This window comes from Eubacterium ramulus, from assembly GCF_003122485.1.
Classification (GTDB): domain Bacteria; phylum Bacillota; class Clostridia; order Lachnospirales; family Lachnospiraceae; genus Eubacterium_I; species Eubacterium_I ramulus_A.
In genome coordinates this window covers 1-26,601 of sequence record NZ_JRFU01000029.1, presented here as the reverse complement: position 1 = coordinate 26,601, position 26,601 = coordinate 1, and the positions used below count along the sequence as shown (strand labels likewise).

Sequence of the window (26,601 nt, the reverse complement as noted above, 5' to 3'; positions counted from 1 at the left end):
TCTTTGGTAATAAGTTTAATAACTATATTTTACATTAAAAAGATAAAAATAGATATATCAAATGAGAGATGTCTCCCACCGCTATAGGTGGGAGCAACAATGCCGGAATCATTCTTGAACCTGGTATCAAAAATATAGTTATCAGTTGTAAGAAAATAATAAATCAGATGTTATCATTATACATTAGGAATCTATGATGGCACAAGTGAAAACCGTGATAAAATCGAAAAAACGTTCGATTACATTTGCTTAAAAATAAAAACATTACAGATAAATGCCTTTCATGGCCCGGTAAGTTGCTGCCAGTGCTTCGGAAAACGGTGTGTAAGTCAGACTGAGTTCATCGGTAAGTTTGGAACCGTCTAATAATTCACTTTCTGCTTCTGTTAATGGGAAAGGAAATGGAATCCGGGCAGTCAGTGAGCGGGCAACGGTCACATTCTGTTCGGTGAAATCCACATCACTGGCGTTGTGCAGTTCATCAAGAAATGTCCGGTAGGTGAGAACTTCCGGTGCGCTTAAATTATAGGCTTCGTTATGGCTTTTTTCAGACTGGATGCAGCGAATAATTGCTTCGGCGGCATCTTTGACATAGATCATCTGAAAATGGCCGGTGCTGTCGGATGGATAATAGACAGAATGATTCTGGATGACATTCTGGATAAACCAGGATTCTCTCGGTGCGTAATTATATGGTCCGAATACAAAGGCTGGTCTGAGAATCGTATATGCAAAATGATTCTGTTCATGCACTTTCTGCAGTTCTTTTTCCAACAGCATTTTCCGATAGGTGTACAGTCCTACTTCATTCAAAGGCTGTATATGGATTATGGCAGAGTATATGAAAACATCGTTTGCATCGAGCTTCTTCGCCGTGGATATGATGTTTATGTCGGCAAGCTCTATCAAAGGGAAATCGACTTTGTTGCTCAGAGAGGCAGCGAGAATGCCGGAGCATTCTTGAATCAGGTCAGCGACAGTGTGTGGGCGAAGTATTTCGAGATGGCTTAAGGCTGAAAAAGTAAGGTATGCAGAAAAGGAGCTTTCGAATAAGCGAAGGCTCCTTCTTAAAATATATAGATTTCACAAATCCCTGTCGATATACATTCTTCTGTCATAAATGTATAAAGATTTTGCACAGTTTGTTTTTCCCAAAAAACTTATTCTGTTTTTCAACTTCTGTGATATAATGCTTTATTATAATAATTCCCATGGACAAAATGAGGTGAACCAAGTGAAAAAGAAAACACTTGTGCCTCTTATCATTTTTTTACTGGGCATATGCCTTGTTATACAAAACAGACACCCACGAAAAAGAGCAGAGACACATAACAGCACAATTAAACGTAGTCACCTATGGTGAACGAATAAAGAATGAAATTACAAATGGAATTGAGATCACAGATACCTTGAAGCAAATCTTAATAAGTGAAGATGGCGAAATCCATCAGTTTGAAACAATTGCCGGAAATCTTATGTCTGATTCTATTGAAAGTGTACAGCTTGCTCCTAATGGTGTTGTTACAGATATTTATCCGGCTAATGAAAATGAGGCAGGTAAGATTGATTTGATTCATGATAAAGACCGCGGAAAAATTTCCTGTTACGCCAGAGACAACCATACAATCATTACGCAGGGCCCCTTCAAATTAAAACAGGGAGGATATGGAATTGCAGTCCGCAATCCCGTATACCTGAAAGATAAAAACGGACATGAGTATTTCTGGGGATTTACTATTGTTATCCTGCGTGTTCCGGATATTTTTTCAGATTCAATCAGTGCACTTTCAAATTTTGGATACGAATACAAAATTTCAAAAACAGACGTTCCATGGAGTGATACTTATAAAGTGGTTTATCAATCAGATGGGCAAATAAATCATCCTGTTTCTTATACTTTTTCAATAGGCGATGAAAACTGGAAATTTGAAGTAAGTCCTAAAAGTGGATGGAGAAATGCCACACTACTGATAATCATTATCGGAATGTTTCTTACAATAACCCTTCTCTTGTCAGTTCTTACCAGAGTATGGTTAGTAGCAAAAGAACATAAGAAAAAGTTTCAGATACTGGCGAACACAGATTCTCTTACAAATATTTATAACCGCTATGGATTTGATGAATTTGCAGAAAAAATGATTCAAAAAAATCCAAAAGCACATTTTGTGGCCGCGCTCTTTGATATCGATGATTTCAAGTTTATTAATGATATCTATGGACATAATTACGGAGACAGGGCATTAAAAAATCTTGCAGACAGCATGAAGGCTTTTTTCCCATCCGATGCATTACTAGGAAGAAATGGTGGTGATGAATTCTGCATTCTTTTACCAAATTGTACCTTTAAAGAAGCAGATGTACAGCTACAGCAATTCACCAAACTTCCTAAATCATTCTCATACCATGGTAAGAAACATGCATTTTATATTTCTCTAGGATATGCAGAATATCCAACATTTGCATCCAATCGTTCACAACTCATGCGCTGCGCAGATGCCGCTCTTTATGAAATAAAGCTTCATGGTAAAAATGGATGTATGGCCTACAGGGAAGGTCTTCGGTCAGGTGCCCGCAAACAACTTGGATTCGCATTCAAGGATATCGCGGAACATCTTCCAGGTGCATTCGTCATATACAGAGCTGACAAAGAAGATGATGAACTATTTTTTGCAAATGATGAATTTCTTCATATGTCCGGATATAAAGATATAGATGAACTGTTCAGACTTACTAAGAAAAGTTTTCGCAACTTGATTCGTGAAGATGAACAGCAACAGATAGAATCAAGTATCTGGGAACAGATTGACAATGGTAATGAAAATGACTATGTTCACTTTCATCTTCGAAAAGCTGACGGAACTTATTTTGCTGTTCTTGATCATGGAAGAATTGTAGAGAGTCCGCAATACGGGAAAGTATTTTATGTATTGTTCATGGATTGGGAAGATATGCATATTCGTTACAATGATAAATTCGCAAGATAAAATATTGCAAAAAACAGAGCATATGATCTATTTTCATATAATGTTTATGTCGGCAAGCTCTATCAAAAGGAAATCGACTTTGTTGCTCAGAGAAGCAACGAGAAGTTTTATATTCAGATCAGCGACAACATTTCCGGGCAGGAAACATTTGAGAGAGAATACTTTCCTCGGCTTCAGATTCGAGATGCTTATCCGAAAATGATTATTGCTAGAACCAAACATCCCCAATATAGCTATGAAGGAATTGTAATTCACGATATAACGATTGGTTACTACAAGAATAAGCAAGGCGAAATATCTCCAGCATTCTCTTTTGAAATGATGGAGATATTTTTATTATGACGGAGATTGCAGATGAATTCAGACGAAGCATCCTACGAAAAGAGTTTTATATGGATGTACTGAACTGTGATCCGATGTCTTTTGACAAGGAATGCGAACTGACAAATGCTCATTTTCACAAAAATAGAAGAAAATTAATAATATATTTGGTGGCTACACCCCCAAGCCCCTGTAGAATAAATAACGCCAGTACTGGATATCAAAAATCCCGCACCGGCGTTATTTATTAAAATATTTTGTTTTTTAATCTTCAACACTCTCTACTGAAACTTCTTTTTTCTTCCTACTTTTACCAGAAATCATCTTGTGTCCTGTATAAATAGCCATAATCATGCAAAGCAAAGAACTTGCTGCAAAGTACTTATGGCCTTCTTTTGATCCCTTATAACCTGTATAAAAAGTTCCAAGCATTGTAATCAGTGCACCGATAGACCAATATTTATGTGATTTCATTCAGATACCTCCTGCCGTTTTTCTTAATCATATACCTTTTAAAAGATATATACAAACTGAAAGTTTCTTTTTCTTGATAAATGGGGATTAGTTTTCCTTTTTTCCAATCAGCAATAACCACCTATGGTCAAAGCATATTTGTCCATCCTTGATATAGGGATTAAAACCTGTTTTATCTCCACCATTCAAATCGTATTCTATTTTATCAATAATATCTTTTTGAATATCCTCTGGTGTACTTGTCAAATCCATCCAACTTTGTAGATTTACAGGAACAAGTGTTGTTTCTTCAAGCTGAAGCTCAAAAGCATCCTCAAACAATGCTTCAAATTCTTCTCTGCTAAGTATTCTTGTATGTGAGTTATCACGCATCGTTTCAATAGCGTCATTAGTTTCACGCAATTCTTCTGTAGTCGCTACCATATCCCAAATAACAAGTTTTCCACCTTTTTTCAAAACTCGTTGCATCTCCCGAAAAGGCTTTTCAGGCTCAACAAAATGGTGCAATGAAAGTCTTGTAATCACAAGGTCAAATGTTTCATCTTCAAAAGGTAAGCATTCCGCATTCCCCGATACAAATGATATGTTCTGAATACCTTCTTGCTTTGCCAGTTTTTTTCCCTGCTCCAACATTGCTTCTGTCAAATCCAAACAAGTAATGTCCTTAACATAAGGAGCCACTGCTCTTCCACATATACAGGTTCCAGCAGCAACCTCCAATGCATGTTCATTGCCCTTTGCCTGAATACTACGAATCAAATAATCGGTATATTCTGCCTTAGACATATGATATGAAGCAAATTTCTCTGCTTGTGTACCAAATGATTTTTTCACTTCATTATAGTTATTCATAAACTTTTACCTCGCTGTAAACTTCAAAGTTTCTGTTCCTTACAAACTTCGATTTTAATGTCTCTATTATACCATAATGATACTATTATAAAAAAGGAAAAAAGAGCTGACGGTTTATAAGTTTTATAAGCTGGGCATTCTTTTTGCGGTTCTCGTCCAGAATATGTCCATATACCTCTGTTACCATGTCTGCCTGCGCATGACCGGAATCGCCCTGTACCGCCTTTATATCACCGCCACTCAGTTTCAGCTTGTCTCTCACATTTCCGGAAAGATACTCGTCTGCTGTCTCCCAGCCGATATCCGGATTGTGTATCGTAGCCTCAAGAGTTGCAAACTGTGCCTTTGCCTCCTCGAAGTTCTTTCTCTCAATCGTGATTGTCAGGTATCTCTCCTGCTCAATCCCCTGTCTGCCCTCAATAATCTTCTCTTCAATAATGTCATTGTAGATTCTTCTGTAATTATTGAAGCCATCATTTTTCTCAGCAATTAGAACCTTGTCACGGAGTTCATCCATGTTTTTGTTCTTATTGTTGATCGTAATCTTATAATTACAGTCCAGCGAATTTAAGAACTTACAGTATCTCTCGAAAATATCAATCTGCTCATCCTCGGTTGCTGTCGTGTAATTAATGTCCTGAAAGCGGTAGCATTTGGAATACTTATTTTTGCTTACTTCAAAAATGCCGTTTTCAGCCACCGCCATAATCTCTATGGTTTCCTGAATGGATTTAGGTGTCTTATACAAAGGCTCACTCGCTTTCTTATAATGAAAGCCCGCCGGGAACTTCACCCTGTGGGCTGTGTTCCCGACCTTGCGGTCAGATACATATGAATAGTTGTGTTTATCCTGCTAACACTAATGGTATATCCATTGACTCCATAACAAAATTTGTGTATAATTTTGTTATCAAATAAGGAGGTGTTTTTATGCCAGCAATCAAATCAAGTGCTGATTTAAGGAATAATTACAATGAAATTTCTACATTTTGTCATAATTATCCTGAACCAGTTTTCATCACGAAGAATGGAAAAGGCGACCTTGCCGTTATGAGCATTGAAGCCTACGAAGAACTGACCAGCCGCTTTGAACTTTACAGCCAGATCAAGGAAGGAATGGACGATATTGCCACAGGCAACACCAGACCATTTTCCGAAGCTATGGCAGATATCAGGAGCCGCCGCAGTCGATGAGCTATCAGGTTCATATCACTTCCACCGCAGAACACGATATTATGCGTGCTGCGGATTATATCGAATTTACCCTCAAAAATCCTGATGCCGCAGATAATCTGTTAGATGCTGCGACTGAGCAGATAGGCTCACTAGCCGACCTGCCACAGAAGTTTCGTCTGGTAGATGATCCGGTACTGGCAAGCTGGGGCATTCGTTTTGTAATAATCAATAATTACCTTGCCTTTTATACGATTGATGAAGAAAAGCAAACTGTAATCATAGTCCGATTTCTCTATCAGAAAAGTAACTGGACTTCCATTCTTCGACAGGGATTTTCCCTCATTTAAGGAATCTGTTTTTATGCAGGTTCCTTTTTAGTGCATTGCTTTATAAGCAGCCACACCCGCTACCGCCAGCACAAACACGGCTGCCAGTCCCATCGCAACTGATTCCTGATAGCGGTCTATATCCTTGTTTACTTCGATTACCATTGTCTTTCCTCCCTTTCAAGGTGCAAAAAAAGCACCTTAACCTTATTGGCTAAAGTGCTTGTATTGGTTTGGTATCAAATTGTTGTGAGTCAGACAAATATGAATTACCTACAGTTTCATCATCATTAAAATGTTTTTTCAGAGCTTTCCCTGTCAGATAAATAGATACAACCATAAGAAAACATTGAATCGCCATAAGAATCAACCCTACAAATCCAATCGTATCCTTATCACTATGGTACAACGGAATATTTATCAAAGTAGATAATATAATCATTACACAACGCAACCTATTTTCTACTAATACTTAATGAAACAATTCAAATATACTAATACATGCAAGGAGAATCTGCGCAACAACTAATATTCTGTGCAAAACTGTAAAGAAACGCGACGTTAGCATTGTTGTATTATTTTGAGTACAGTATCTGGTCAGAATATTCATCGGTCCTGCAAGTGCTTCTGTATCGACATAAGCCACCCCAGCTGCCTTTGCTACCTGTCCTTTAAAGTTAGCTCTCATGGCAGCATCATTTACCTCTATAGCTCCATCCAATCCACCATCCAGAAGTATACACATGACTTCCGCTACTTTATAGCTAATAGCATACGTAAATGCTGCAATTGAAAACAGAATAAGTAATACTAAACATATATTAACAAAGATACCGCCTCTGCACCAAAATGTTTCAGGTCCGAAATCGATATTAACATCCAGAATATATGGAAGTGCTGATGTGCCTAACATTAATACTAAAAACAGAATAAGAGACAACATACTGTTCCAACCGAAAACTGCTGCCAGCTCTCCTGAATAACAAGACAGTTTAGCAACCCGAAGAGATCTCTTTTTCTTTTTATTATATTTTTCCTGTGAATATTCTTTTTGCTGTATTGCTGGTTCATCATTCCAGCTTTTCATTTTACTCATTAAACATCCTCCTAATCTGGTTAATATGAATTACTGTATTCTTAATACCGAATAACAAAACACGTTCGTTTCGTATAAGCACAGTATACCACACCTCCTGTGCCTATGCGATAACATTTACTGCTTCTTGCGGTACGATCTCATTTTCTCCACAGTAACCTCCGGATAGAAATAAGTAAGAATCGTTGCTTTCGGAACTCCGGCAGCAAGTGCTTTCTTCACCTCTTCTTTCTGCTCCGGCGTATATGACCAGTGCAGCATTCGGTTTGTGATAGTATCATCCCACTTAGGCTTTTCCCTCTCAACACTGACTTCAGATGCACGCACCGACATTGGAATCTCTGTTCCGAATACCTTTATGCTTGAAGAGTATGTATCATAAACCATCAGCGATATATCTCTTGCATAATTGGTTCTGTTATCCACCATAGTTAGTAGAATTCCTTCTATCTTAAGCTTTGGATTAAGCTGTTTCTTCACCCTGCCTATTGTCTTAATAAGCTGCTGTAATCCTTTTACCAGTAAATATGCAGCCTGCACCGGTATTAAACCTGAATCAACACATGCAAGTGCATTTATTGTCATCATTCCAAGCGATGGCATGCAGTCAATTCCATATTTACTGATGCTGTCCTGCAGCTCCTTCATCTGACTGTCAGCCTGAACTTTAAATGGATGATTTTTAAAATCGTGAAGTTTCTCAATTTCTATCTCCACAACTTTTTCATCATGGTCTCTCTGTTTCTCACTTCCTATATTCATTTTTGACCTCCTTTTCACTGGACAAAAAACGTCCAGACTAGATTTTTTGTAAATCTAATCTGAGCGTTTTATATCTCTCAGGTCTGATTTTTCAGACAAGAAAACCAGTTTTACGGATTTTGACAACCCTTTTCCTATATTACACAATACTTGAAAATACCGGGTGGAAATCATTACCTCTCATTTGTGTGGAAATTTTTAATTTTGGGTGGATGAAATAATCATTTTTTTAATAATTTTCGGTGGATTTTTCCACTCCAAAATGAAAAAAGCAGTAATGAATTTTCTTAATCATTACTACTTCAAACAACTGTTCTCAGGGGGAATCGAACCCCCAATTAGCTCTTAGGAGCTCGAGATACCACTGAAAACATATATAATTCTTAGTAAAGTTAAGTCAAGGAAATCCTAGATTTTCCTAACTATTCTGTTACTCCTTGTCAAAATAAGAAAACCTGTTTTCATCTCTGTAAAGCACCTTTCGGTGCTCGTCCGGTGCTCGTCCGGTGCTCGGAGCACCCGGAGGATATAACCATTCCGTTCCATCGAGTTCACTCAGTTGGCCACCATTACGATTCAGCTTCGTAACAATGATCACTTGGTTTTCTTATTAGATTAACTATATTATAACGTGCTGTATGTCGGATGTCGATGTTTTTTTGACCATATTTATTGTTTTATATGTTACTTCTCTATTAGTTCTGCAAACTTGAATTTTCAAATTAGTCTTTGCAAATAACCTTTGAACCTTCACCATCAATTACAATTCCCTGACGGTTGTTAATTGGGCATAGATTCAAATCCGAAAACTCAGTCATTATTTTCTCGGTAACTTTCTTAAATGGTGCTGTAAGATAATGCGGAAGAACATAGAAATCAATCAAATCAAGCCCTGCATCATCTTCTTGTGAGTAGTCCTCTGGCTTTTCATCCATTTGCTCGATATATTGGATGCTTGGAGCGCATATAATTGCGCCTGCCGACTCGCCGATCATCAATTTTCCATTTGCCAATTCCTTTTTCAGTAGCCCATCAGTTCCCGTTTTACGGAGCTGGTCCATAAGAAAGAAAGAATTTCCGCCGGTAAAATATATCACATCTGCTTCTTCAAAAACAGACTGTATCGTTGAATAAGCCTCCGTTGAAATATCAATTTCAGTTACGATTGCTCCCAACTTTTTGAATAATTTTCGAGCCGAGCCGACATAACCGGTGTAGCCTTCACGCAGTGAAGCTGTTGGAATAAATGTGACTTTCTTATTTTCAATTTCTTCCTTTATCAGACTTCCCACACTTGAAAAGTGCGAACATAAAAATAGTTTCATCAATATTCTCCTTTATAAATTCCGATTGAGATTTCACCTGTTTTAAGAAATTTAATAACTGTTATATTTTATTATTAAATTCTTCGCAACCCCTTGAAAACACTGGATTTGTCGCAGGTGAGCTTTCCCTTATTATTTCCCTTGTGTTATATCGTCCCATCAGTGTTTATGCACTCTGATAAGGGCAAATACAAGGGCAAGAAAAATCTATAAGACAGTATAACACAAAATAAAAGTGACATGGTGAACTGATTGAAATGCTTCTTAATTTTTGCTACTACTGATTGATTAAATGATAAGGAGATGGGATACGATGAGAACAATATTTGCAGAATACAATCCACAGTGCAACAGCATTGATGTATATACTAATACGGGCTATATACTCCGTATTGATTGTTGGGAAGCAGAAAAAAATTTAAGAACCACACCTGGATCTGATTGTGCTTTGACATCGCTTGCAATCGATGAGCCATTAGAATATGCAAGGTTATATCTTGATGGGAATTTACAGATGTGGGTAGATGCTGAAGATTCATTAGAGTTATGATTATTCCAATCAAAATCTACTAGAATTTATTAAAAATTAGCTTCATAATTTTAAAAGGACAGCCCTATTGCTATGAGGCTGTCCTTAAAAATACAATAGATAAACCTAGATTATTCTTGCTACTATCTGATTGTTAAATTTTCTGTATTCCATATTGCAAATCTCCCTTTTCGCAATATTTTATTAGTATGAATGCCAGAATCGCTGAAAAAACACGTGCCAATACCGTACTCCACCATATCATAATCTGTCCACCAAATAAAGGTGGTAAAACAAGCATAAATATCAGCATCAATACTGGTTCAATGAATGTAAGAATGTATGACAATCCACTTTTTTCAGTAGCATAAAATCCAGCTGTCGCTATTCTGGTAATCGCAACAAATGGTAATGACACTAAAAATATAGGTACAATTTTAGAAATCTCAATACTTACTTCATAAGAAGCTCCGAAAACCCCTCCAATATTTGCTCTGTTTACATACATGATAATTCCACCACAAACAGCAAGAATTATTGCAAAAATGTATGCCATTCTCTGAACTCCTCTCAGGCTTTCTTGATCCTTCTCACCATAAAAACGGCTCATTAAAGGTTGACTTCCATCACCTACGCCCTGCAATATGAGATATATGATACAGATAATATAGGATACACATGCATAAGTTGCAATAGCTTTTTCTCCCCCATAAGAAGCGGAGAATCGGTTTATAAACACCAATGAAATATTAGGAGTCAATGCTAGCCCAAATGGTGCAAGACCTACTCTGAATATAGCGCCACACATTTCTTTTACATTTTTTAAGGATACATACACATAAAACTTTTTATTATATAATGCGTATATGATTGCAATTGCTGCAGTCACACCCTGTCCGGCTATTGTAGCTGTGGCTGCACCTTTCATGCCCATTTCATATATCCATACAAAGATAAAATCCAGAACAATATTGGTTATGAATCCACCAACCATCGCAAACATTGACCAGAAAGAGTTTCCATAATTTCTAATGAATGGCATCATTCCAGTTCCAAGAATCTGCAATATTGCTCCAAGTGCTATAATTTTGATATAATCTGTCGCATTTGTTAATATAATTCCATCTGCTCCAAGCAATCCTAAAATTTTAGACGAAAAGGAGTAAATAATTATGGTACTGATAACACTTACTATTACAAGAAGCCACCAGCTTGTAGCAATAAATTCTTCTGCCCGTTTTCCTTTCTTTTCTGCTGCATTAATTGAGTAATAAACAGCTCCTCCCATACCAATTCCTGTTCCAAGAGCCTGAATCAAAGCCACAATCGGATATGCAATATTAATAGCCGAAAGTCCAGCATCTCCTATGGTATTGCCTACAAAATATCCATCCACTATCGCATATATTCCTGATAATGCAAATGCTATAATAGATGGAATAACATATTTAAAAAATAATGATTTATGATTCATTTTTCTTACAATCTCCTTCCTTGAAAAGTCTGATAAACAGCTCTGTATTATCATTAAGACTTTCTATATTCTCTAATCCCATTTTTTCGATTACATATATTTCTTTTGAGTGCAGTTTTTCTATGATATCTTTCGTATATTCCATTCCTGATTCTGTGAGGCATATCAGCTTATTTCTCTTGTCTGAATCATCAGATACCATATTGATGTATCCTTTTTTCTGAAAATCTTTTAGTATCGTATTTACCGTTTGCTTAGGTATATTCCATTTTTCACTTATCATTTTCTGCGTGCATCTTCCATTACTTTCATAAAATGAATACAAAGCAAAAACTCCATTTGAAGACAGTCCCTGATCCTTTGACCATTCCTCATACATTGCTGTACATTCTTTCCATAAAGCATAATATCGTTGCAACTGTATTATCATATTATTATCTTTTCTCATCTTTTTCCTCCTTAAATTAGTACGAATCCGGACTTTTGTATTATAGTCCGAGTTCGTACTAATTGTCAAGATTTATTTATATACTTTTTCTTTATATAAACAATCAATAGTCCCTTACTAAGGACAGGAAGATTATGAAATTTCCCTGTCCTCTTTTAATAATATCCTCGTTCTTCCATCCAGTCTTTCACATAACATCTGATTCCAATATAAATAATATGCGACAGTAATAGCAATACAATAAGATTTATCGGATTAGCGTTTTTAATCCATTCTCCAAAGTAAATTACAACAGCTGTACTCGTTATCGCTACCACGATACTGATGATATCCCAACAATATTTCCGGTAGATTTTTCCTACCTGATAACCAATCCCGATTATCAGCCACCCGGTTATTACGAATAAAATTGCCATGACAGTACCGGCAATCAGCCAGTACACAATCCCGGAAAGAATACTGTTAGGTATTCCACTGCTTAACTGTCCGAAAGAGTCTGCACCTGTCACAAACTCCCGAAATAAACTTCCCATTCCTTTTCCTAACGCACCGAAAAAGACGATACAGTCGTTAAGGAAAACCGGCGAAAGAATCGCAGTAAACAGTGTTGTTGTTATGCTGTACCATGCCAGTAGAAACAAGATACTTTCATAACCAATCGTCATATTTTTATATTTCTTTTCTAACTGGCTTTTACGGCTATCGCATTTTTCTTTTGCTTTCCGGTAAGCAGTACGGTCACATTTTTCACATTTCTCATAAGGCACTTTTTTCTCAACAGCTACCTCTACCGTCTTTTGGTGTGTCTGTGCATAAAGTTTTTCCTGCTCTGCTTTTTCATACTTAAATTTCCATGCCACGGCTTCTGCGTCGGCTCTTTTCCTGCTGTCTGTCTCGCTGGTCAATCGTTCCTCTGTTTGCCTTAATCTTGTCCGCAATGCTTCGATATTCTCGGCTCTGTTTTCGCTGTTCAATTTCTCGTTCAAGGTCAGCGATTCGCTTAGCTGCCTGTTTAGTTCCTGGATTGTCTGGTCTTTCTGATCCAGTTCGTCCTGCATCTGTTCGGTCATCAGCAGAAGTTCTTCCACCTGCCCGACGTTCTCTAAGTTTCTGCATTCGCTCATCGATCTCCCTCGCTTTCTCTATCTGCTGTTTAAGGTCAGCAATTCGCTGTTCTGTTTCTGCAATAAGCTGTTCTCGTTGTTCAGCTTCTGCGTTAATTCCTGCCATTGCTGATTCTCGTTTTCCAACTGTTCGATTCTGGTTTTCTGTTGCTCGATCTGTGAGAGCAGTTCTTCTGTATCTGGCAAAAGATTTAGCAGCCTGGATAATTCGCTGTTTAAGCTTTTTAAACTCTGGTTCTGCTCCTGAAAAGACAGGAGCTGCCTGTCCCGTTCCTGCAATTCCTGTACCATCTCTGCCATAAGATTCTGCTGTTCCTCGATCTGGTTTATCATTGTCTCCATCATGGGAATGACTTCCCGGCTTTCTTCTAATGTCACGCAATCGCTCCTTCCATTGTGTTAATGCACTGGATACTTTTCCAAAAGAAATCTGTATTTTATCCAGCAGTGCATTTTGTCTTTTTATGATCTGGTTTTCCTCTACTTTCCATGAAGTAGAGGATGTCTGTCCGTTTTGAAATTTCTCGTCAATTTTTCTGGCATCTGCGCCCTCATGGATCGTCGGTATCTCTAATTTTCCCTGCCTTGCATAAGAACGATGGTCAATGTGATTTTCCGTTTTCAAATGTGCATTACAGACGTTTGCCCATTCGCTCCGCCATAGCTCACAATTTTTCGGATTGTTCCACCCGGTAGCATCGGTTAATACACGTTTCCACTGTTTGCGGTTCCTTGTCCCGACTTTCTGGACTCCATTTTCATCAAGTACGGGGATTCGGATTCCATGACGGTCAGGGTTCTTTTTATCCTGCCACCAGTCCGGATGGGATTCATCCACCACAATATTTCCATTTTCATCTCTGACAAACTCCCAATCCTTGATTTCTTTGTTACCCCATGAGTGGTCTGAATTGAATGGTCGCAACGTCACCAATAAATGCACATGGGGATTACCATCTCCTTTATCGTGGATACTCCAATCCGCACACATTCCCTTATCTACAAAGGTCTTTTGAATATATTCAGTTGTATAATCAATCTGTTCCTGTCGGCTCCATTCTTTCGGAAGTGAGAACTCAAATGACCTGCCGAGTTGTGCATCTGAACTTTTTTCTATCCTCAAGACTTCATTCCATAAACGCTGCTTCTGAAAAGTAAGTTTGAATTTTTCCAGTGCAGCATTTTGGTTATCTGCCCTTTTATATCGGACAGATTTCTGGAACCGTCTGATATTTTCAGCAGGTACATTCTGCCATTCCTGTGGTGCATTTTCACACATCAGCAGGCTGGTATAAACGACTTCTTTTTTTGAAGTATAGTAGCTGATCCTGCCTGTTTCTTCATTTTTCATCACATCGCCATTGAGATAAGCAGACGCCGATATGATGGATTTTCCTTTGCTGCGTCCAACAATCTTTACTGTATAATGAAAAATCGCCATGCTCCGTTTCCCCCATTCTGCCGTATCCGGCTTTGATTTCCGGCAGGTAACGTTTTTCCTAAAAGAAAATGGTATCTGCCGGAGCACCCTCTGCGTAAGAGTGCCCTGTGCATAACAGCCTGCATGGAATGTGCCCCTCTGGCGAAGAGTGCCTCCTGCGGCATGAGCAGGTCTGGCTGAAAGCCCCGCCGACGGAACGAGCCCGGCAAGCGTAAGCGCAGACCGGTTGCCACCTGTGGCAAACTTATACGGACGACCTCTGGTTGTCCATAAGTGCGCCCTTCATAAAAAAGCAATGAAGGGAATGGAAACTCCACTCCCTCCGGCATTACACTTCCTCCGTATTTGCAACTGGCTCTTTCTGCATTGCCTTTGAGAAGAATTTCCCATTTGCTTCCTGCCTTTTTAAGAAGCCGATCAGCTTTGGGATATCATCTTCCTCAATCGCAGAACCCAGTACCGATTCCACTGCACCGCCAATCTGGCAGAGCCTGTGTGTCCGTTTTTTGGTTTCCACATCTTTCTGACGTTTCTTCAGTTCCCGTTTCTGTGCTGCATACTGTTTTGCTTTCTCAAGGCTTTCCTGTTCTTTCTTTTCCAACTGGAGCATACGCTCCTCATAACTCTTTGTTGATCTTGCCATAAATATCATCGTCCTTTCTTTTTTTCCAAACATAAGTTTCCTGTTGTCTGTCAGACGAAGTACATGGTATAATCTGCTTGCGTGTAGGTATATCATGACTCCGGTCTGATAGAACCTTTGGCGGTTTCTTCGGGAACCGCTTTTTTAAGTTGAACCGTTTCTTGTGACTGCTTTCACATTTCCCTTATCCCTCAAGTCCCTGCCCTCGTTGGCTTCCATAAAAAGTTCCAGCATATCCGTTTTGATCAGGACTTTTCTCCCAACCTTCAATACCGGAAGTTTCTTCCACTCTACCAACTTTCGCAGGGTGTTCCTGCCAATTCCCGTATAATCAGCAGCTTCCTCAATAGATAAGGCAATCTTTCTTTGCGTCATATGACCACCTCCTTTCGAATTGCATTATGCAATTTCATTTGTGCTGTCAGTATAGCGTGTTTATATTGCTTTGTCAAGCATTATGAAATTTTTCTGCTTTTCTTAAAATTGCATATTGCAATATATTTTGTTGCGTGGTATAGTAATGACATACCGAAAAAGGAGGCACATCAGCATGAAAGATAAAGAACTACGCAAGCTGATTGGCAGCAGGGCAAAACAGCGCCGTCTGGAATTAAATCTGACACAGCCTTATGTCGCAGAGAAGATGGGAGTTACCGCTTCCACAATCCTGCGTTATGAGAATGGTTCGATTGACAATACCAAAAAGATGGTACTGGAAGGTCTTTCGGAAGCACTTCATGTATCGATTGAATGGCTCAAAGGGGAAACCGATGAATATGAAACTGATATTACGGATAAGAAAGAATTGCAGATTCGTGATGCGATGGGCGACATTCTCAAACAGTTTCCTCTTGACCTCAATAAAACAGAAGACGCTTTTTCTAAAGACTTACTGCTGTTAATGTTAAAGCAATATGAACTGTTTCTGGATTCGTTTCAGTTCGCCTGTAAAAATTACAAAGGCAGTACCAAAGATGCGGACATTGCCAAAGTAATGGGATTTGAATCGAAAGATGAATATAATGAGATTATGTTTCTCAGGGAGATCACACATACTGTCAACGCATTTAATGATATGGCAGATGTTGTAAGGCTCTATTCAAAGAAACCGGAAGCGGCAGAACAAAGGCTTGCAAATCTTTTATCCGAAGTTATGTATGACGATTCTGAATCGGTATAGTAAGATAATCGGAGTTATGATACAATGAGCGCAAGCGAGTCAAGCTGTTTACAGATTTGACGAGCGGCGAATTGGCTTATGGACTTGTCCATAAGATGCCTACACGCAAGAAGCATTTCAGCAGTTCCGATTGTCTGATATCGAAAGGAGACATACGATTATGGCAAAAGGATCTGTTAGAAAAAAAGGAAAAAAATGGTACTATCGTTTCTATGTAGAAGATGCAAGCGGTAAAATGGTTCAGAAAGAATACGCCGGAACCGAAAGTAAAAGTGAGACGGAAAAGCTTCTCCGCAAGGCACTGGAAGACTACGAAGATAAGAAGTTTGTTGCAAAGGCAGATAATCTTACCGTAGGGGAACTTCTGGATATGTGGGCAGAAGAAGAACTGAAAACTGGGACACTCAGCAACGGTACAGTGGAAAATTATCTTGGTGCAATCCGATGTATCAAAAAACACCCGATTGCAGACCGCAAACTGAAAACAGTTACTGCCGAACATTTACAGGCATTTCTTGATCTGCTTACATTCGGTGGTGAGTTTCCAGACGGGAAAGTAAAAAAGGGATACAGCAAAGATTATATCCATTCTTTTTCCGCAGTGTTACAGCAGTCATTCCGTTTTGCAGTATTTCCAAAACAGTTAATCAGTTTCAATCCGATGCAGTATATTAAGCTGAAAAAGCAGGCAGAGGAAGTTGACCTCTTTTCCGATGATGAAGTGGAAGAAGGTACACAGCCGATTTCACATGAGGATTATGAACGGCTTATCCAATATCTGGAAAAGAAAAATCCACCTGCTATTCTTCCGATTCAAATTGCGTATTATGCCGGGCTCCGTATCGGGGAAACCTGTGGTCTTACATGGCAGGACATTAACCTTGAGGAACAATGCCTGACCATAAAACGCAGTATCCGCTACGACGGCATGAAACACAAAAATATTATCGGACCAACGAAACGGAAAAAAGTAAGGATTGTTGATTTTGGAGATACGCTGACTGAAATACTGAAAGCTGCCAGAAAAGAACAGCTCAAAAACCGGATGCAGTATGGCGAATTATATCACCGCAATTACTACAAAGAAGTGCATGTGAAAAACAGGGTATATTATGAATACTATCATCTTGACGGAACACAGGAAGTCCCGACAGATTACAAAGAAATCTCCTTTGTCTGCCTGCGACCAGATGGCTCTTTGGAACTGCCGAGTACACTCAGCATTGTATGCAGATCAGTGGCAAAGAAGCTGGAAGGATTTGAAGATTTCCATTTTCACCAGTTGCGTCACACTTATACCAGCAATCTGCTTTCCAATGGAGCTGCACCGAAAGATGTACAGGAACTGTTAGGACACTCTGATGTCAGTACCACAATGAATATTTACGCTCACTCAACAAGAAAAGCAAAACGGGATTCCGCAAGACTTCTTGATAAAGTAGCGAGCAATGCTTAACTAAAAATTTCCCTTATTTCCCTTGCGGATTCCGCATAAGGGCAAAAATAAGGGAAAATACATATCATTTCACTATTTAATGGGCTGAAAAGCCTGTAAAATAAGGAAAGTTCAGGAAATCTCTCCACAAATTCCGATTTGCACATCAAATCGTTTTCTTTATTCTATCATAGCATCCATTATTCCGCCATCAGTCTTTCGAATCAGGTATCCATGACAATGATCAAGAAAATATAAGAGCATCGTGTAGCTATTCTCTTATTGCCATCTAGAAAACTGTGATTCCTAAATGCGATTATTATTTATAAGTATTTCTTGAAGGTATTTTTCATCTTCAGGGCAACGTCCATCGCCCAATCGAACTGTTCAGACCACTTATCCTTATTTTAAAAATTTGCCGAATAAGATATAAGGATTCTGTTGGCTTTCTTGTCCAGTCATTAGGCTTTTCTACCACTTCAAATTTAACGGCGATATCCGAACTGCCTATTTGGTATAGTTTGATTTCTACCAAGAAGAGCGCAATATTCTCATCGGTGTGATTATTCAGCCACTCAATTGCAGAGCGATGTTCTTCTCTGGCTCTCTTGACAACCCAAATTACAATATCTGCAGATTTGCCGGAGGCATATGTAATCAATTTACCAAGGTGATCATGGTCTGTATCTTCAAGCTGATTTTCAATAATGGTTTTTCTGTCCGTTCCTGTTTCAGTTGCATAAATGTCTACATTAAAATCTCCAACGCTGGACTCAGTTTCATCAAAGGTTATCTCCAAGCCAACGGCATCCGCCAGCAACGCAAGATTGTCCTCTTCTGCAAGCCAAAGAGTAAAGTCTATTGCCTAAAAAGTTGTTTGATCAAGAGGTGAGTGCTAATTATTTGAGATTTTTTTTGCACACCTTGATTTTGCTTGGTATGCAGCCATTTTTTCTTTCCAACTGCCAAAGATGGGATTTTACTATAACCGGATTTTTTATTTCGCGCACTCCATAATAACCGCTTCACATCTGCCATATCCAAGCTGTGAACTGTTCAGACACAACGTGTAATTGCTGGCCTTTCCCCCACTTCTGCCCGGTATAAAAGTTATAATTTGTCATACGCCTTTTATCTGTATCCTCTATCAGCTTTGCTGCTTCCTGGTCACTGACATTATATAACCGGCTGATACGCTGTATGCATCATCCAGAAGCATTCCCTTGGTCTCAAGCAATTACCTGCAGTGTCTCTCCCGCTCCCTTTTTTAAACATATAATGATTTATAAAGCGTTACTTTTTTTCTCTGCACGGTCAAGATAAATATAAAATCCAACATTTAGCACGATTCCCACCATTGTCGATACTGGTGCCGCAAGACCGATCTTCGTCAGGCTTGCATTCGGCTGGATACTCATCACATAGGCAAATGGAAGACGTACCAGCAATGTCTGGATTAATCCCTGTGTCATTACCCATACCGTCTTGTTATTACCATTGAAATATCCGACCATACTGAACAGAATTGCTGTCACGATTGTTTCCAGTGCGAATCCTTTCAGATATGCATACCCTTTCTGGATAACGGCTACATCCGTTGTGAAGAACCCTGCTAGTATATCGCCTCCAAACATCACCAATAAAAATACTATACATCCCACAACCAGGCCAACACCGATTCCGGTAAACATGGATTTCTTCGCACGCTTTGCCTTGCCTGCTCCGATGTTCTGAGATACAAAGGATGCCATCGACTGCATCAGCGCACTTGGAACCAGCATCGCAAAGTTGACAATCTTACATGCAACACCGTAACCCGAAGAAGCTTCTAGGCCAAGCCGGTTCACAAATGCACAAAGTGCCAGGAAGGACATCTGTGTCAGGAACTCCTGCAGTGCAAGCGGAAGTCCGATCTTTAGGAATTTCTTACACTGACTATTCAACCCGAAATCTTTTCTGGTAATCTTAAATGGAAGTTCCTTTTTGATCAGAATAACAATAGCAAATACTACGCTGAGTGCCTGCGCTGTAACAGTTGCAATCGCCGCACCTGCTACGTCCATATGAAATCCTGCCACAAGTACTATATCTCCGATCACATTTACAATACATGCAACAAATACAAATAGCAACGGTGATTTACTGTCCCCCAGTCCACGGAAAATTGCTGATAAAAGATTGTATGCAACAATAAAGAAAATACCGCCTCCGCAGATACGCACATATACCGAGGTCAGCTCAACCGCCTCTTTCGGAGCCTGCATCAGGACTGAGATTGGATGTGCAAATCCAACCATAACGATAAATAATCCGACTGCAATCATCGTAAATACAACTGCTGATCCGCCAATGACCGATCCAATCTGCTCTGGTCTCTTTTCACCGAGATATCTCGCAATCAGTACCGTAATACCCATTGCAAACTGTGTCACTACAAAAGTTACAAGATTCAATACCTGACTTCCCGTAGAAACCGCTGAAAGCCCGGATGTAGAACCGAATCTTCCAACTACCAGAAGATCCACTGCACCGTATGCCGCCTGCAGGATCAATGCTCCCAGCACCGGTATCATAAATGCAATCAGTTTTTTAAGTATACCTCAGCCACTTTTCCCTTCGGGCAGTGCATGTAGATACTTTTTCCTTCCGCACTGGTCTCAGCAGCTTTTACAGACATCGGGATCACATTTTCAAATACCTCAATCTGACTTCCGTAGGTTGTATGTACTCTTGATGCAATGTCCCTTGCGTAATTGGTTCTGAAATCTACCATAGTCAGGAGAATGCCCTCAATCGCCAGTTTCCGATTCAATCTTTTCTTTACTGTAAGAATGGTCTTAATCAGCTGTTGAAGTCCTTTAACAGGCAGATATGCGGCCTGTACAGGTATCAGCACGGAATCGGAAGAAACCAGTGCATTGATTGTCATCATACCAAGACTTGGCATACAGTCGATCAGGATATAATCGTATCGGGATCTTATCGCATCGATATATTCTTTCATGATCATTTCTCTGCTCATAACATTTCCCATCGTTACTTCCAGTGCGGAAAGCTCAATATTTGCTGGAAGCAGATCTACATTTTCCTGATGATGTAAGATACCATCTTCCAGATTAATATCTTCTTCATTGATAACATCCATCATCATTGTTGCCAGTGTAATTCGAAGATCATCCGGTTCTTCATATCCAAGACTTGCTGTTAAACTCCCCTGCGGATCTGCATCAATCAACAGTACTTTTTTACCTTCTCTTGCCAGTCCAATACCTACATTTACGGTTGTGGTGGTCTTGCCGACTCCACCTTTCTGGTTTACTACGGATATAACTTTACACATGATTTCTTCCTCCTTTAACTTTCCCATGATTCTTTTTTCCATAATTTCAGCAGTGCCAGTATTTCCCGTTTCATCATTGCCGGTGTATAGGAATTTGGAAAATACTTGTGTAACTGCTCGTTTGTGAATGCCACTCTTGTGATCTCACCCTTTTTAACTTCACACATGATTTCTTCCATCTTTTCCAGCGATAACTGTTTTTCTTTACTCAGCTGCTTTATCCGTTGAGCCTGTGAGAGTGACGGAATCGCCTGTGCATAATCCATTGCTTTAAGCAGTTCTCTTTGTTCATTTTCTTTCAGTGCTGCTATTTCCACAGCCGGGCAAAAAGAAATAATTTCATCATCCAGCTTCTGCAACATTTCTGGTATCAGCTTTGTCAGTGAAATATAACGCTGCACTTGTTTTGGGCTATCACCACAATCCTCACTGATAATATCTATCGAACGTTTTCTTGTTTTTTTGTGGTCAACTTGGCTCTTTTTTCGACCACTTTTTCTTTTCAATACGTCATTCTTTAATTTGTAAGCAAAAGCCTTTTCACTGTAGCTGATCCGTTCTCTATGAAGATTCGAATCCACCATGCTTAAGATGGAATCATCTTCACTTAATACCCGGATGATCACCGGTACTTTACGGTATCCCAGTTTCTCTGCAGCATGTTTTCTTCTGTGACCGGATATGATTTCATAGTAGCCATCCGGTACCGGTCTGACGATCAGCGGATTTAAGATTCCATATTTCTCAATGCTTTCCTGCAGAAGAAACATTTCCTTATCATCTTTCACCTGAAACGGATGTTCCTTAAAAGGGCGGAGACGTTCAATCTCAATTTCTATGATTCTTTCTTCTTTTTCTCCTGATTGTCTGTTTGCATCAGTCATCTTGACTCCTTTCCTCCAGGATTCAGGAAATAAAAAATGCCTGCCTGGAACTTTTGTTGTAAGAAAAGTTCCAAACAGACATTGCTGTTTGACCATTAGCTGTAGCTAATAGAATTGAATACTGTTTCAGCTAATTTATGTTTGCAGGTTTGGGAGAGATTGTTTCTTTTCCCGCCTTTTCTCTGATTTACATCCCCGAATAAGGGGTGACAACGGAGCGGAACCCAAATGTTAGCTGGACTTCCTAAAACCCATGTTTGCAAACCGGCAATTTTGATTAGCTGTCAGCTAACAAAAATCGGATTGCGTTAGCTGGAAATTGATCATTTTGAATGGAATTTCGTGTCACGAACGTGATTTGAAAATAACAAAAGCGTTCGTTGTCAGCTAATCCAGCTAACATTTTCGAACGCTTTGAAGCCCGTCGCCAAGAGGATTTGAACCTCCGACCCCTCGCTTAGGAGGCGAGTGCTCTATCCAGCTGAGCTATGACGACACATGCCGCAAACCCTTGATTTTACTGGGTTTCTGGGATTTTTCCCTTCGGCCATATATAAGATTATCAACTCTTTTTTGAGTTGTCAATCTACAGATTTTTTTGAGTTGGTAACATTAGAACGTTCCCCAATTTGGTGAATGCTTTGTTGTCACCTTTGGCATTTTTCAGAATAGATTCGAACTGAAAGTTGTTTTTCATTTTTTCCCTTTGGGGAATGCCTCGGCTTTCTCTTAGGAGGCGCTTGTTATATCCATTTAACTACGAGAACATAAAAATATGATTGCTAACTTCTCTATCATAGCAGAGAACCATGTTTTCTGCAAGCATTCATCCTAAAAATGCGATCGTAATAAAAAGGCGGTTCCTATATTATGTAAAATTGTTACTTCTATTGTTATGTTATTATAAAAAAGTATTTTCCTGCACTTTATCATAATAAAAATAATAAAGCATTTCCTGTGTTTGTTTTTGTGTGGTCTGTGTATACAGGAAATGCTCTATATTTAATATAATGTATCACTGTATGAAATTAATACCCGTAATTGACATGTCCCTGTAGCCAGATTCTGCCTTTAAAACGGCGTCCTACTTCCGGTTCGCCTAGCAGATCTTTCTGGTTGATACAAATGTCAAAAATCAGGTTGTTACAGTTGAGGGTCAGAATCCAGAGCTTTTCATTGCTCAGATTGTTTTCTGCTTCATAAAAATTCAGAATTTCTCCGATCACAACATACTGATCACTTTCGATTCCGTATGGAATGAAACTGCTCTCTACAATAGAAAGAACATCTTCCTTCATAACACGTCTGGAAAGGGAGGAATACAGATCCATGTCGTTCATGGTCAGGTTTTCCATGGCACCTTTATTTCCGTCCCGTGCCTGTTTCATCAGGTTTAACCGCTGTTCAGAAGATTTTTCTTTGTTTGCCAGCATCTTACTTGTTTTCATAACTGGCAACAGAATTTTTCCGCCGGTAGAGAGACCTGCCAATACAGCGTTTTCCGGTCCACGTGTGCCATGCAGTGCATATTTTTTCTCACGCAGCACATCAGCAATATTTTCAATATAAAAAATCAGTGTGACGCCTAATTTTAATTCGTCACAGATTCCGGCAAATGCCTCTCTTCCTGCGTGGCGTTCAATTTCGATCATCTCATTTGTGGTGATCTGAGAGCCGTGCAGATAAGGATAATAATATTCCATACGAAATTCTTTGTCGTTGATGAAATTTCCACAAACCATAATGCCAATGTCGGTTCCAAAATTTTTGGAGAAACATGCAAATTCGTTTCCTGTTTCATCGGTTACAATGGTCTGTTCATCCGGACGATTCAAAATAGATTCCAGTACGGGGTACAGTTCTGCATTTTTGGTAAGATCGCGAAATCCAATAGATCTTAAAAATGTATGTATCATAGATTATTTTCCCTGTTCATAGGTGTTTTCTAATGCCATATCAAGAGCTTCTCTTTCTTCATCTGCAAGCATGATCACAGAGTTGCCGTTGATAATCTCTTTGATATAAGTGTAGCAGCCTTCTCTGCTGTGCATTGCGTTGATAATAAATCCGTCATTTTTTCGGTTTAACAGTGCAAGGGAGAAGGAAAGTTTGCCGCCCATCTCATTGAAGGCATCGTATTTTACAAGTCCGACTTTCTGGTAAGTATTGTCAAGGTGGTCAAGAACCATCTGAACTTTGCGTTTTGTATCCTCATCGGAAGCAATCAGATCATCTACCTGATTCAGACGTTTTACCAGGGTATCCTCTAAGGAAGCGGCATTTTTGCCGGACATAAATGCTTCGTAACGTTTTTTCAATTTGCGCATCTTGACTCCGTTTATGATCATGATGATGATCAGAATCAGAACAAGGGCGGCGAGACCGGCGGTGATCACATCAAGACTGATGCCGGTCAGATCTTCAATATGCAATTTTAAATAATCCAATGTTTAGTCCTCTCTTCGTTTTTGAAATTTTGAGGACAATCAGATGATATCTGTGATTCCAGCACATTCTATTTTTAGTGTATTCAGTTTCTGGCAGATTCAGGTTCTGATGTCCTGCAAAAGTTGTTGGGTTACTGAATACTCTGAATAAGTTCAACCAGACGGTTTAATTCGTCCTGTGAGTAATATTCAATTTCAATTTTTCCTTTTTGGTCGTTTTTCTGATGAATTTCTACTTTGGTTCCAAAGATACGTTTCATCTGATCGGCCAGATCTGCATAAATGGCAGATAATACAGGATCTTTTTCCTTTTTCTTTGATGTATCGTCGTCCTGAAGTAATTTTCTGACCAGTTTTTCTGTTTCACGTACACTGAGTTTTTCATCAAAAATACGAAGTGCCAGCTGATGCTGTAATTCCTGATCTTCAATGGAAATCAGGCAACGGGCATGACCGGTAGAAATCATTTCATCGATCACCATCTGCTGAACCTGTTTGGAAAGTTTGAGCAGACGCATGGAGTTGGTTACTGCTGTTCTGCTTTTGGAAACACGTTCGGCGATTTCATCCTGTTTTAAATGAAATTCTTCCATTAATCTGCGATATGCCTGTGCTTCCTCAATTGGGTTCAGATCTTCACGCTGGATATTCTCAATCAGTGAAATTTCTACGATCTGCTGATCGGTAAGTTTGCGGATAATGACAGGCACTTCCTTTAAACCTGCCAGTTTTGCTGCTCTCCAGCGACGCTCTCCTGCAATGATTTCATAATATCCGTTCTTTTCCTGAACTAACAGTGGCTGTAAAATGCCATACTGTTTAATGGATTCTGCCAGTTCTAGCAATCCGTCCTCATCAAAATGCTTTCTTGGCTGCTCCCGATTTGGTTCTACCAGGGAGATTTTTACCATACTGTCAGGTGTTTCTTTTTTGGTACTCTTCTTCTTTGTAGTTGTTGTGGTGGAAGCTGTAGCAGGTTTCTCTGCAGCTTCTGTTTTATTTACTTTGTTCACGAGTAGGGAATCCAGTCCTTTCCCGAGCCCACCTTTTTTTGCTGCCATATTGATTAATCGTCCTCTCTGTCTATTACTTCCTGCGCAAGTAAACGGTAGCTTTCGGCACCGGTTGACCGTGGATCATATACGTTGATCGGTTTTCCGTGACTTGGTGCTTCTGCCAGTCGTACATTTCGCGGAATAATGGTTTTGTAAATGGTTGTGTCCAGATTCTCTTTGACATTTTCCACAACTTGCAGAGAAAGATTTGTACGTGCATCATACATGGTAAATACGACACCTTCCATTTTTAATAATGGATTCAGTCGCTCCTGTACCAGATTGATGGTGTACATTAACTGTGTCAGACCTTCCAGCGCATAATATTCACACTGAATCGGGACCAAAACGGTTGTGGCAGTTGTCATAGCATTGACAGTAAGCATATTTAAGGAAGGAGGGCAATCGATGATAATGAAATCATAATCATCTTTTACTTTTTCAATTTCATTGTGAAGTACATATTCACGGTTCTCAATGTTTAATAATTCAATCTCTGCTCCCGCCAGATTGACATTGGATGGGATCAGATCAAGACCTTCGAACTCTGTATGTACAAGAGATTCCTGAAAACTGCATTCTCCAAGAATTAATTCATAGACTGTATTTTCACATTCGTTTTTATCGACACCTAATCCGCTGGTGGTATTTCCCTGTGGATCCATGTCAATGGTCAATACTTTTTTGCCGGCTTCTGCCAGACAAGCAGAAAGGTTGATCGTGGTGGTTGTTTTTCCAACGCCACCCTTCTGATTTGCAATTGCAATAATTCTTCCCATAAGTTTCCTCATTCCTGTTAGTTATACTCTGATTTCATCAGTATTTATGCGAAAATTCAAGTTATACGCATATGAGACTGTAGACTGTACGTAATTTTATCAGTGTAAGCTGCTATGTTTAAAAAAAATATTGCACAACTACATATCGGCATTTTTATACTGTGAAATATTACTTTTTTGAGTATAACACTTTTTAAAATGGATATCTACAAAAAAACAAAATGTTTCACGTGAAACATCTAAAAAAAGTGTGAAACATGGATAAAAATAGATTCGTATGGAAAAACTGTTTCACGTGAAACGTAAATGGAACTTAAAAATAGTAAGTTGTGATTAAAAAATGCAGATGGAAAATAGAAAGAAAAAAATTGAAAAATGAGCGGGCGACAATAAAAAAGTATAAGTTATAATGTTTCACGTGAAACATTTAAAAAGGCATTAATTTATCTCAATCGAGAAGACTCCCACTTCTGCAAGTGGTGAGTAATAACAAGTCTTTCTCAGTG

At 39.1% G+C, this 26,601-nt stretch carries 29 protein-coding genes, 1 tRNA gene and 2 pseudogenes; 8 read left to right on the top strand and 24 right to left on the bottom strand.

Annotated elements, in window-relative coordinates; all coding sequences use genetic code 11:
• Positions 1 to 264 precede the first annotated feature (264 nt).
• On the bottom strand, positions 265 to 813 hold the full coding sequence (locus tag LG34_RS03190) for an NAD-dependent epimerase/dehydratase family protein (RefSeq protein WP_146190179.1): 549 nt from the start codon (positions 811 to 813) through the stop codon (positions 265 to 267).
• Positions 814 to 819: 6 nt separating this feature from the next.
• On the opposite strand from LG34_RS03190, the pseudogene LG34_RS03185 reads away from it, so the two are divergent.
• The 3 genes and pseudogenes from LG34_RS03185 to LG34_RS16915 all read left to right on the top strand — a co-directional run.
• Positions 820 to 984, top strand: a pseudogene (locus LG34_RS03185) (ATPase); the annotation flags it as partial.
• A 302-nt stretch (positions 985 to 1,286) separates the two neighbouring features.
• Positions 1,287 to 2,984, top strand: coding sequence for a diguanylate cyclase domain-containing protein (locus LG34_RS03180; protein ID WP_242979790.1), 1,698 nt, complete (start codon positions 1,287 to 1,289; stop codon positions 2,982 to 2,984).
• A gap of 36 nt (positions 2,985 to 3,020) precedes the next feature.
• A pseudogene (locus LG34_RS16915) lies at positions 3,021 to 3,268 on the top strand (ATPase); the annotation flags it as partial.
• Positions 3,269 to 3,569: 301 nt separating this feature from the next.
• On the opposite strand, the gene LG34_RS03165 reads toward LG34_RS16915, so the two are convergent.
• The 3 genes from LG34_RS03165 to LG34_RS17445 form a co-directional block, all read right to left on the bottom strand.
• A complete protein-coding gene (locus tag LG34_RS03165; RefSeq protein WP_008392833.1) occupies positions 3,570 to 3,779 on the bottom strand; it encodes a DUF6219 family protein in 210 nt (69 codons plus the stop codon).
• Positions 3,780 to 3,866: 87 nt separating this feature from the next.
• Positions 3,867 to 4,631, bottom strand: a complete 765-nt coding sequence (locus LG34_RS03160; protein WP_109214831.1) for a class I SAM-dependent methyltransferase — start codon at positions 4,629 to 4,631, stop codon at positions 3,867 to 3,869.
• A gap of 85 nt (positions 4,632 to 4,716) precedes the next feature.
• Complete coding sequence (locus LG34_RS17445) at positions 4,717 to 5,337, bottom strand: hypothetical protein (protein ID WP_431602596.1); 621 nt, start codon at positions 5,335 to 5,337, stop codon at positions 4,717 to 4,719.
• Positions 5,338 to 5,561: 224 nt separating this feature from the next.
• Between LG34_RS17445 and LG34_RS03150 the strand changes: the two genes are divergently transcribed.
• Entirely contained in the window at positions 5,562 to 5,825 is a 264-nt protein-coding gene (locus LG34_RS03150) for a type II toxin-antitoxin system prevent-host-death family antitoxin (RefSeq protein WP_014081285.1), read from the top strand.
• Positions 5,822 to 6,154, top strand: a complete 333-nt coding sequence (locus tag LG34_RS03145; protein ID WP_005602916.1) for a type II toxin-antitoxin system RelE/ParE family toxin — start codon at positions 5,822 to 5,824, stop codon at positions 6,152 to 6,154. The genes LG34_RS03150 and LG34_RS03145 overlap by 4 nt, the downstream gene beginning before the upstream one ends.
• A gap of 193 nt (positions 6,155 to 6,347) precedes the next feature.
• Here the strand turns inward: LG34_RS03145 and LG34_RS03135 are convergent, their stop codons facing one another.
• The 4 genes from LG34_RS03135 to LG34_RS03120 form a co-directional block, all read right to left on the bottom strand.
• Positions 6,348 to 6,575, bottom strand: coding sequence for a hypothetical protein (locus LG34_RS03135; protein WP_130647815.1), 228 nt, complete (start codon positions 6,573 to 6,575; stop codon positions 6,348 to 6,350).
• Positions 6,576 to 6,605: 30 nt separating this feature from the next.
• Positions 6,606 to 7,229 carry a hypothetical protein gene (locus LG34_RS03130; protein WP_109214829.1) on the bottom strand — a complete coding sequence of 208 codons (624 nt, stop codon included), beginning with the start codon at positions 7,227 to 7,229 and terminating at the stop codon, positions 6,606 to 6,608.
• 117 nt (positions 7,230 to 7,346) lie between these two features.
• The gene (locus LG34_RS03125) at positions 7,347 to 7,991 is read right to left on the bottom strand and encodes an AAA family ATPase (protein ID WP_347486597.1); all 645 of its coding nucleotides are present in this window, start codon (positions 7,989 to 7,991) and stop codon (positions 7,347 to 7,349) included.
• Positions 7,992 to 8,713: 722 nt separating this feature from the next.
• Positions 8,714 to 9,316 (bottom strand): Type 1 glutamine amidotransferase-like domain-containing protein, encoded by a 603-nt coding sequence (locus tag LG34_RS03120; RefSeq protein ID WP_109214828.1) that lies wholly within the window; start codon positions 9,314 to 9,316, stop codon positions 8,714 to 8,716.
• Between the two features lie 292 nt (positions 9,317 to 9,608).
• Here LG34_RS03120 and LG34_RS03115 point away from each other — a divergent pair, with 292 nt between their 5' ends.
• A complete protein-coding gene (locus LG34_RS03115) occupies positions 9,609 to 9,866 on the top strand; it encodes a DUF6061 family protein (RefSeq protein ID WP_009321643.1) in 258 nt (85 codons plus the stop codon).
• Positions 9,867 to 9,999: 133 nt separating this feature from the next.
• On the opposite strand, the gene LG34_RS03110 is transcribed toward LG34_RS03115, so the two are convergent.
• From LG34_RS03110 to LG34_RS03080, 6 genes are all read right to left on the bottom strand, one after another.
• A complete protein-coding gene (locus LG34_RS03110; RefSeq protein WP_109214827.1) occupies positions 10,000 to 11,319 on the bottom strand; it encodes an MATE family efflux transporter in 1,320 nt (439 codons plus the stop codon).
• Positions 11,309 to 11,767, bottom strand: coding sequence for a MarR family transcriptional regulator (locus LG34_RS03105; protein WP_108817235.1), 459 nt, complete (start codon positions 11,765 to 11,767; stop codon positions 11,309 to 11,311). The genes LG34_RS03110 and LG34_RS03105 overlap by 11 nt, the downstream gene beginning before the upstream one ends.
• Before the next feature lie 155 nt (positions 11,768 to 11,922).
• Complete coding sequence (locus LG34_RS03100) at positions 11,923 to 12,672, bottom strand: DUF6040 family protein (protein WP_009243742.1); 750 nt, start codon at positions 12,670 to 12,672, stop codon at positions 11,923 to 11,925.
• Entirely contained in the window at positions 12,611 to 14,332 is a 1,722-nt protein-coding gene (locus tag LG34_RS03095; RefSeq protein WP_109214826.1) for a MobA/MobL family protein, read from the bottom strand. Before LG34_RS03095 ends, LG34_RS03100 begins: the two co-directional genes overlap by 62 nt.
• A gap of 328 nt (positions 14,333 to 14,660) precedes the next feature.
• Positions 14,661 to 14,975 carry a DUF3847 domain-containing protein gene (locus LG34_RS03085; RefSeq protein ID WP_002578306.1) on the bottom strand — a complete coding sequence of 105 codons (315 nt, stop codon included), beginning with the start codon at positions 14,973 to 14,975 and terminating at the stop codon, positions 14,661 to 14,663.
• A gap of 144 nt (positions 14,976 to 15,119) precedes the next feature.
• Entirely contained in the window at positions 15,120 to 15,350 is a 231-nt protein-coding gene (locus LG34_RS03080; protein WP_002578307.1) for a helix-turn-helix domain-containing protein, read from the bottom strand.
• A 175-nt stretch (positions 15,351 to 15,525) separates the two neighbouring features.
• On the opposite strand from LG34_RS03080, the gene LG34_RS03075 reads away from it, so the two are divergent.
• Positions 15,526 to 16,155, top strand: a complete 630-nt coding sequence (locus LG34_RS03075; protein WP_009243739.1) for a helix-turn-helix domain-containing protein — start codon at positions 15,526 to 15,528, stop codon at positions 16,153 to 16,155.
• Positions 16,156 to 16,315: 160 nt separating this feature from the next.
• Positions 16,316 to 17,611, top strand: coding sequence for a tyrosine-type recombinase/integrase (locus LG34_RS03070; protein WP_009321335.1), 1,296 nt, complete (start codon positions 16,316 to 16,318; stop codon positions 17,609 to 17,611).
• A 334-nt stretch (positions 17,612 to 17,945) separates the two neighbouring features.
• Here LG34_RS03070 and LG34_RS03065 read toward each other — a convergent pair whose 3' ends face one another.
• From LG34_RS03065 to LG34_RS03015, 10 genes are all read right to left on the bottom strand, one after another.
• On the bottom strand, positions 17,946 to 18,410 hold the full coding sequence (locus tag LG34_RS03065; RefSeq protein ID WP_242979789.1) for a hypothetical protein: 465 nt from the start codon (positions 18,408 to 18,410) through the stop codon (positions 17,946 to 17,948).
• Between the two features lie 205 nt (positions 18,411 to 18,615).
• A complete protein-coding gene (locus LG34_RS17310) occupies positions 18,616 to 18,738 on the bottom strand; it encodes a hypothetical protein (RefSeq protein WP_347486601.1) in 123 nt (40 codons plus the stop codon).
• Between the two features lie 135 nt (positions 18,739 to 18,873).
• Complete coding sequence (locus tag LG34_RS03055; RefSeq protein ID WP_109214825.1) at positions 18,874 to 20,163, bottom strand: MATE family efflux transporter; 1,290 nt, start codon at positions 20,161 to 20,163, stop codon at positions 18,874 to 18,876.
• Positions 20,164 to 20,171: 8 nt separating this feature from the next.
• The gene (locus LG34_RS03050; protein ID WP_109214840.1) at positions 20,172 to 20,930 is read right to left on the bottom strand and encodes a ParA family protein; all 759 of its coding nucleotides are present in this window, start codon (positions 20,928 to 20,930) and stop codon (positions 20,172 to 20,174) included.
• A 14-nt stretch (positions 20,931 to 20,944) separates the two neighbouring features.
• Positions 20,945 to 21,814: a ParB/RepB/Spo0J family partition protein gene (locus LG34_RS03045; RefSeq protein ID WP_264291904.1), complete on the bottom strand. Its 870-nt coding sequence runs from the start codon at positions 21,812 to 21,814 to the stop codon at positions 20,945 to 20,947.
• A 422-nt stretch (positions 21,815 to 22,236) separates the two neighbouring features.
• A tRNA-Arg gene (locus LG34_RS03035) sits at positions 22,237 to 22,310 on the bottom strand.
• A 532-nt stretch (positions 22,311 to 22,842) separates the two neighbouring features.
• Positions 22,843 to 23,730, bottom strand: a complete 888-nt coding sequence (locus tag LG34_RS03030; RefSeq protein ID WP_242979788.1) for a DUF3881 family protein — start codon at positions 23,728 to 23,730, stop codon at positions 22,843 to 22,845.
• A gap of 3 nt (positions 23,731 to 23,733) precedes the next feature.
• Entirely contained in the window at positions 23,734 to 24,261 is a 528-nt protein-coding gene (locus LG34_RS03025; RefSeq protein ID WP_330427429.1) for a DUF4446 family protein, read from the bottom strand.
• A gap of 131 nt (positions 24,262 to 24,392) precedes the next feature.
• A complete protein-coding gene (locus tag LG34_RS03020; protein ID WP_109214823.1) occupies positions 24,393 to 25,322 on the bottom strand; it encodes a ParB/RepB/Spo0J family partition protein in 930 nt (309 codons plus the stop codon).
• 5 nt (positions 25,323 to 25,327) lie between these two features.
• Complete coding sequence (locus LG34_RS03015; protein WP_109214822.1) at positions 25,328 to 26,095, bottom strand: ParA family protein; 768 nt, start codon at positions 26,093 to 26,095, stop codon at positions 25,328 to 25,330.
• Positions 26,096 to 26,601 lie beyond the last annotated feature (506 nt).

What these genes read in the sequence shown, in the direction of transcription:
- LG34_RS03085 (WP_002578306.1), bottom strand. Translation starts at nt 14,975, where the DNA reads ATGGCAAGATCAACAAAGAGTTATGAGGAGCGTATGCTCCAGTTGGAA.
- LG34_RS03115 (WP_009321643.1), top strand. Translation starts at nt 9,609, where the DNA reads ATGATAAGGAGATGGGATACGATGAGAACAATATTTGCAGAATACAAT.
- LG34_RS03015 (WP_109214822.1), bottom strand. Translation starts at nt 26,095, where the DNA reads ATGGGAAGAATTATTGCAATTGCAAATCAGAAGGGTGGCGTTGGAAAA.
- LG34_RS03120 (WP_109214828.1), bottom strand. Translation starts at nt 9,316, where the DNA reads ATGAAACTATTTTTATGTTCGCACTTTTCAAGTGTGGGAAGTCTGATA.
- LG34_RS03080 (WP_002578307.1), bottom strand. Translation starts at nt 15,350, where the DNA reads ATGACGCAAAGAAAGATTGCCTTATCTATTGAGGAAGCTGCTGATTAT.
- LG34_RS03050 (WP_109214840.1), bottom strand. Translation starts at nt 20,930, where the DNA reads ATGTGTAAAGTTATATCCGTAGTAAACCAGAAAGGTGGAGTCGGCAAG.
- LG34_RS17445 (WP_431602596.1), bottom strand. Translation starts at nt 5,337, where the DNA reads ATGGCGGTGGCTGAAAACGGCATTTTTGAAGTAAGCAAAAATAAGTAT.
- LG34_RS03030 (WP_242979788.1), bottom strand. Translation starts at nt 23,730, where the DNA reads ATGATACATACATTTTTAAGATCTATTGGATTTCGCGATCTTACCAAA.
- LG34_RS03070 (WP_009321335.1), top strand. Translation starts at nt 16,316, where the DNA reads ATGGCAAAAGGATCTGTTAGAAAAAAAGGAAAAAAATGGTACTATCGT.
- LG34_RS03095 (WP_109214826.1), bottom strand. Translation starts at nt 14,332, where the DNA reads ATGGCGATTTTTCATTATACAGTAAAGATTGTTGGACGCAGCAAAGGA.
- LG34_RS03145 (WP_005602916.1), top strand. Translation starts at nt 5,822, where the DNA reads ATGAGCTATCAGGTTCATATCACTTCCACCGCAGAACACGATATTATG.
- LG34_RS03165 (WP_008392833.1), bottom strand. Translation starts at nt 3,779, where the DNA reads ATGAAATCACATAAATATTGGTCTATCGGTGCACTGATTACAATGCTT.
- LG34_RS03075 (WP_009243739.1), top strand. Translation starts at nt 15,526, where the DNA reads ATGAAAGATAAAGAACTACGCAAGCTGATTGGCAGCAGGGCAAAACAG.
- LG34_RS03135 (WP_130647815.1), bottom strand. Translation starts at nt 6,575, where the DNA reads ATGATTATATTATCTACTTTGATAAATATTCCGTTGTACCATAGTGAT.
- LG34_RS03125 (WP_347486597.1), bottom strand. Translation starts at nt 7,991, where the DNA reads ATGAATATAGGAAGTGAGAAACAGAGAGACCATGATGAAAAAGTTGTG.
- LG34_RS03055 (WP_109214825.1), bottom strand. Translation starts at nt 20,163, where the DNA reads ATGATACCGGTGCTGGGAGCATTGATCCTGCAGGCGGCATACGGTGCA.
- LG34_RS03020 (WP_109214823.1), bottom strand. Translation starts at nt 25,322, where the DNA reads ATGGCAGCAAAAAAAGGTGGGCTCGGGAAAGGACTGGATTCCCTACTC.
- LG34_RS03105 (WP_108817235.1), bottom strand. Translation starts at nt 11,767, where the DNA reads ATGAGAAAAGATAATAATATGATAATACAGTTGCAACGATATTATGCT.
- LG34_RS03045 (WP_264291904.1), bottom strand. Translation starts at nt 21,814, where the DNA reads ATGACTGATGCAAACAGACAATCAGGAGAAAAAGAAGAAAGAATCATA.
- LG34_RS03110 (WP_109214827.1), bottom strand. Translation starts at nt 11,319, where the DNA reads ATGAATCATAAATCATTATTTTTTAAATATGTTATTCCATCTATTATA.
- LG34_RS03160 (WP_109214831.1), bottom strand. Translation starts at nt 4,631, where the DNA reads ATGAATAACTATAATGAAGTGAAAAAATCATTTGGTACACAAGCAGAG.
- LG34_RS03150 (WP_014081285.1), top strand. Translation starts at nt 5,562, where the DNA reads ATGCCAGCAATCAAATCAAGTGCTGATTTAAGGAATAATTACAATGAA.
- LG34_RS03130 (WP_109214829.1), bottom strand. Translation starts at nt 7,229, where the DNA reads ATGAGTAAAATGAAAAGCTGGAATGATGAACCAGCAATACAGCAAAAA.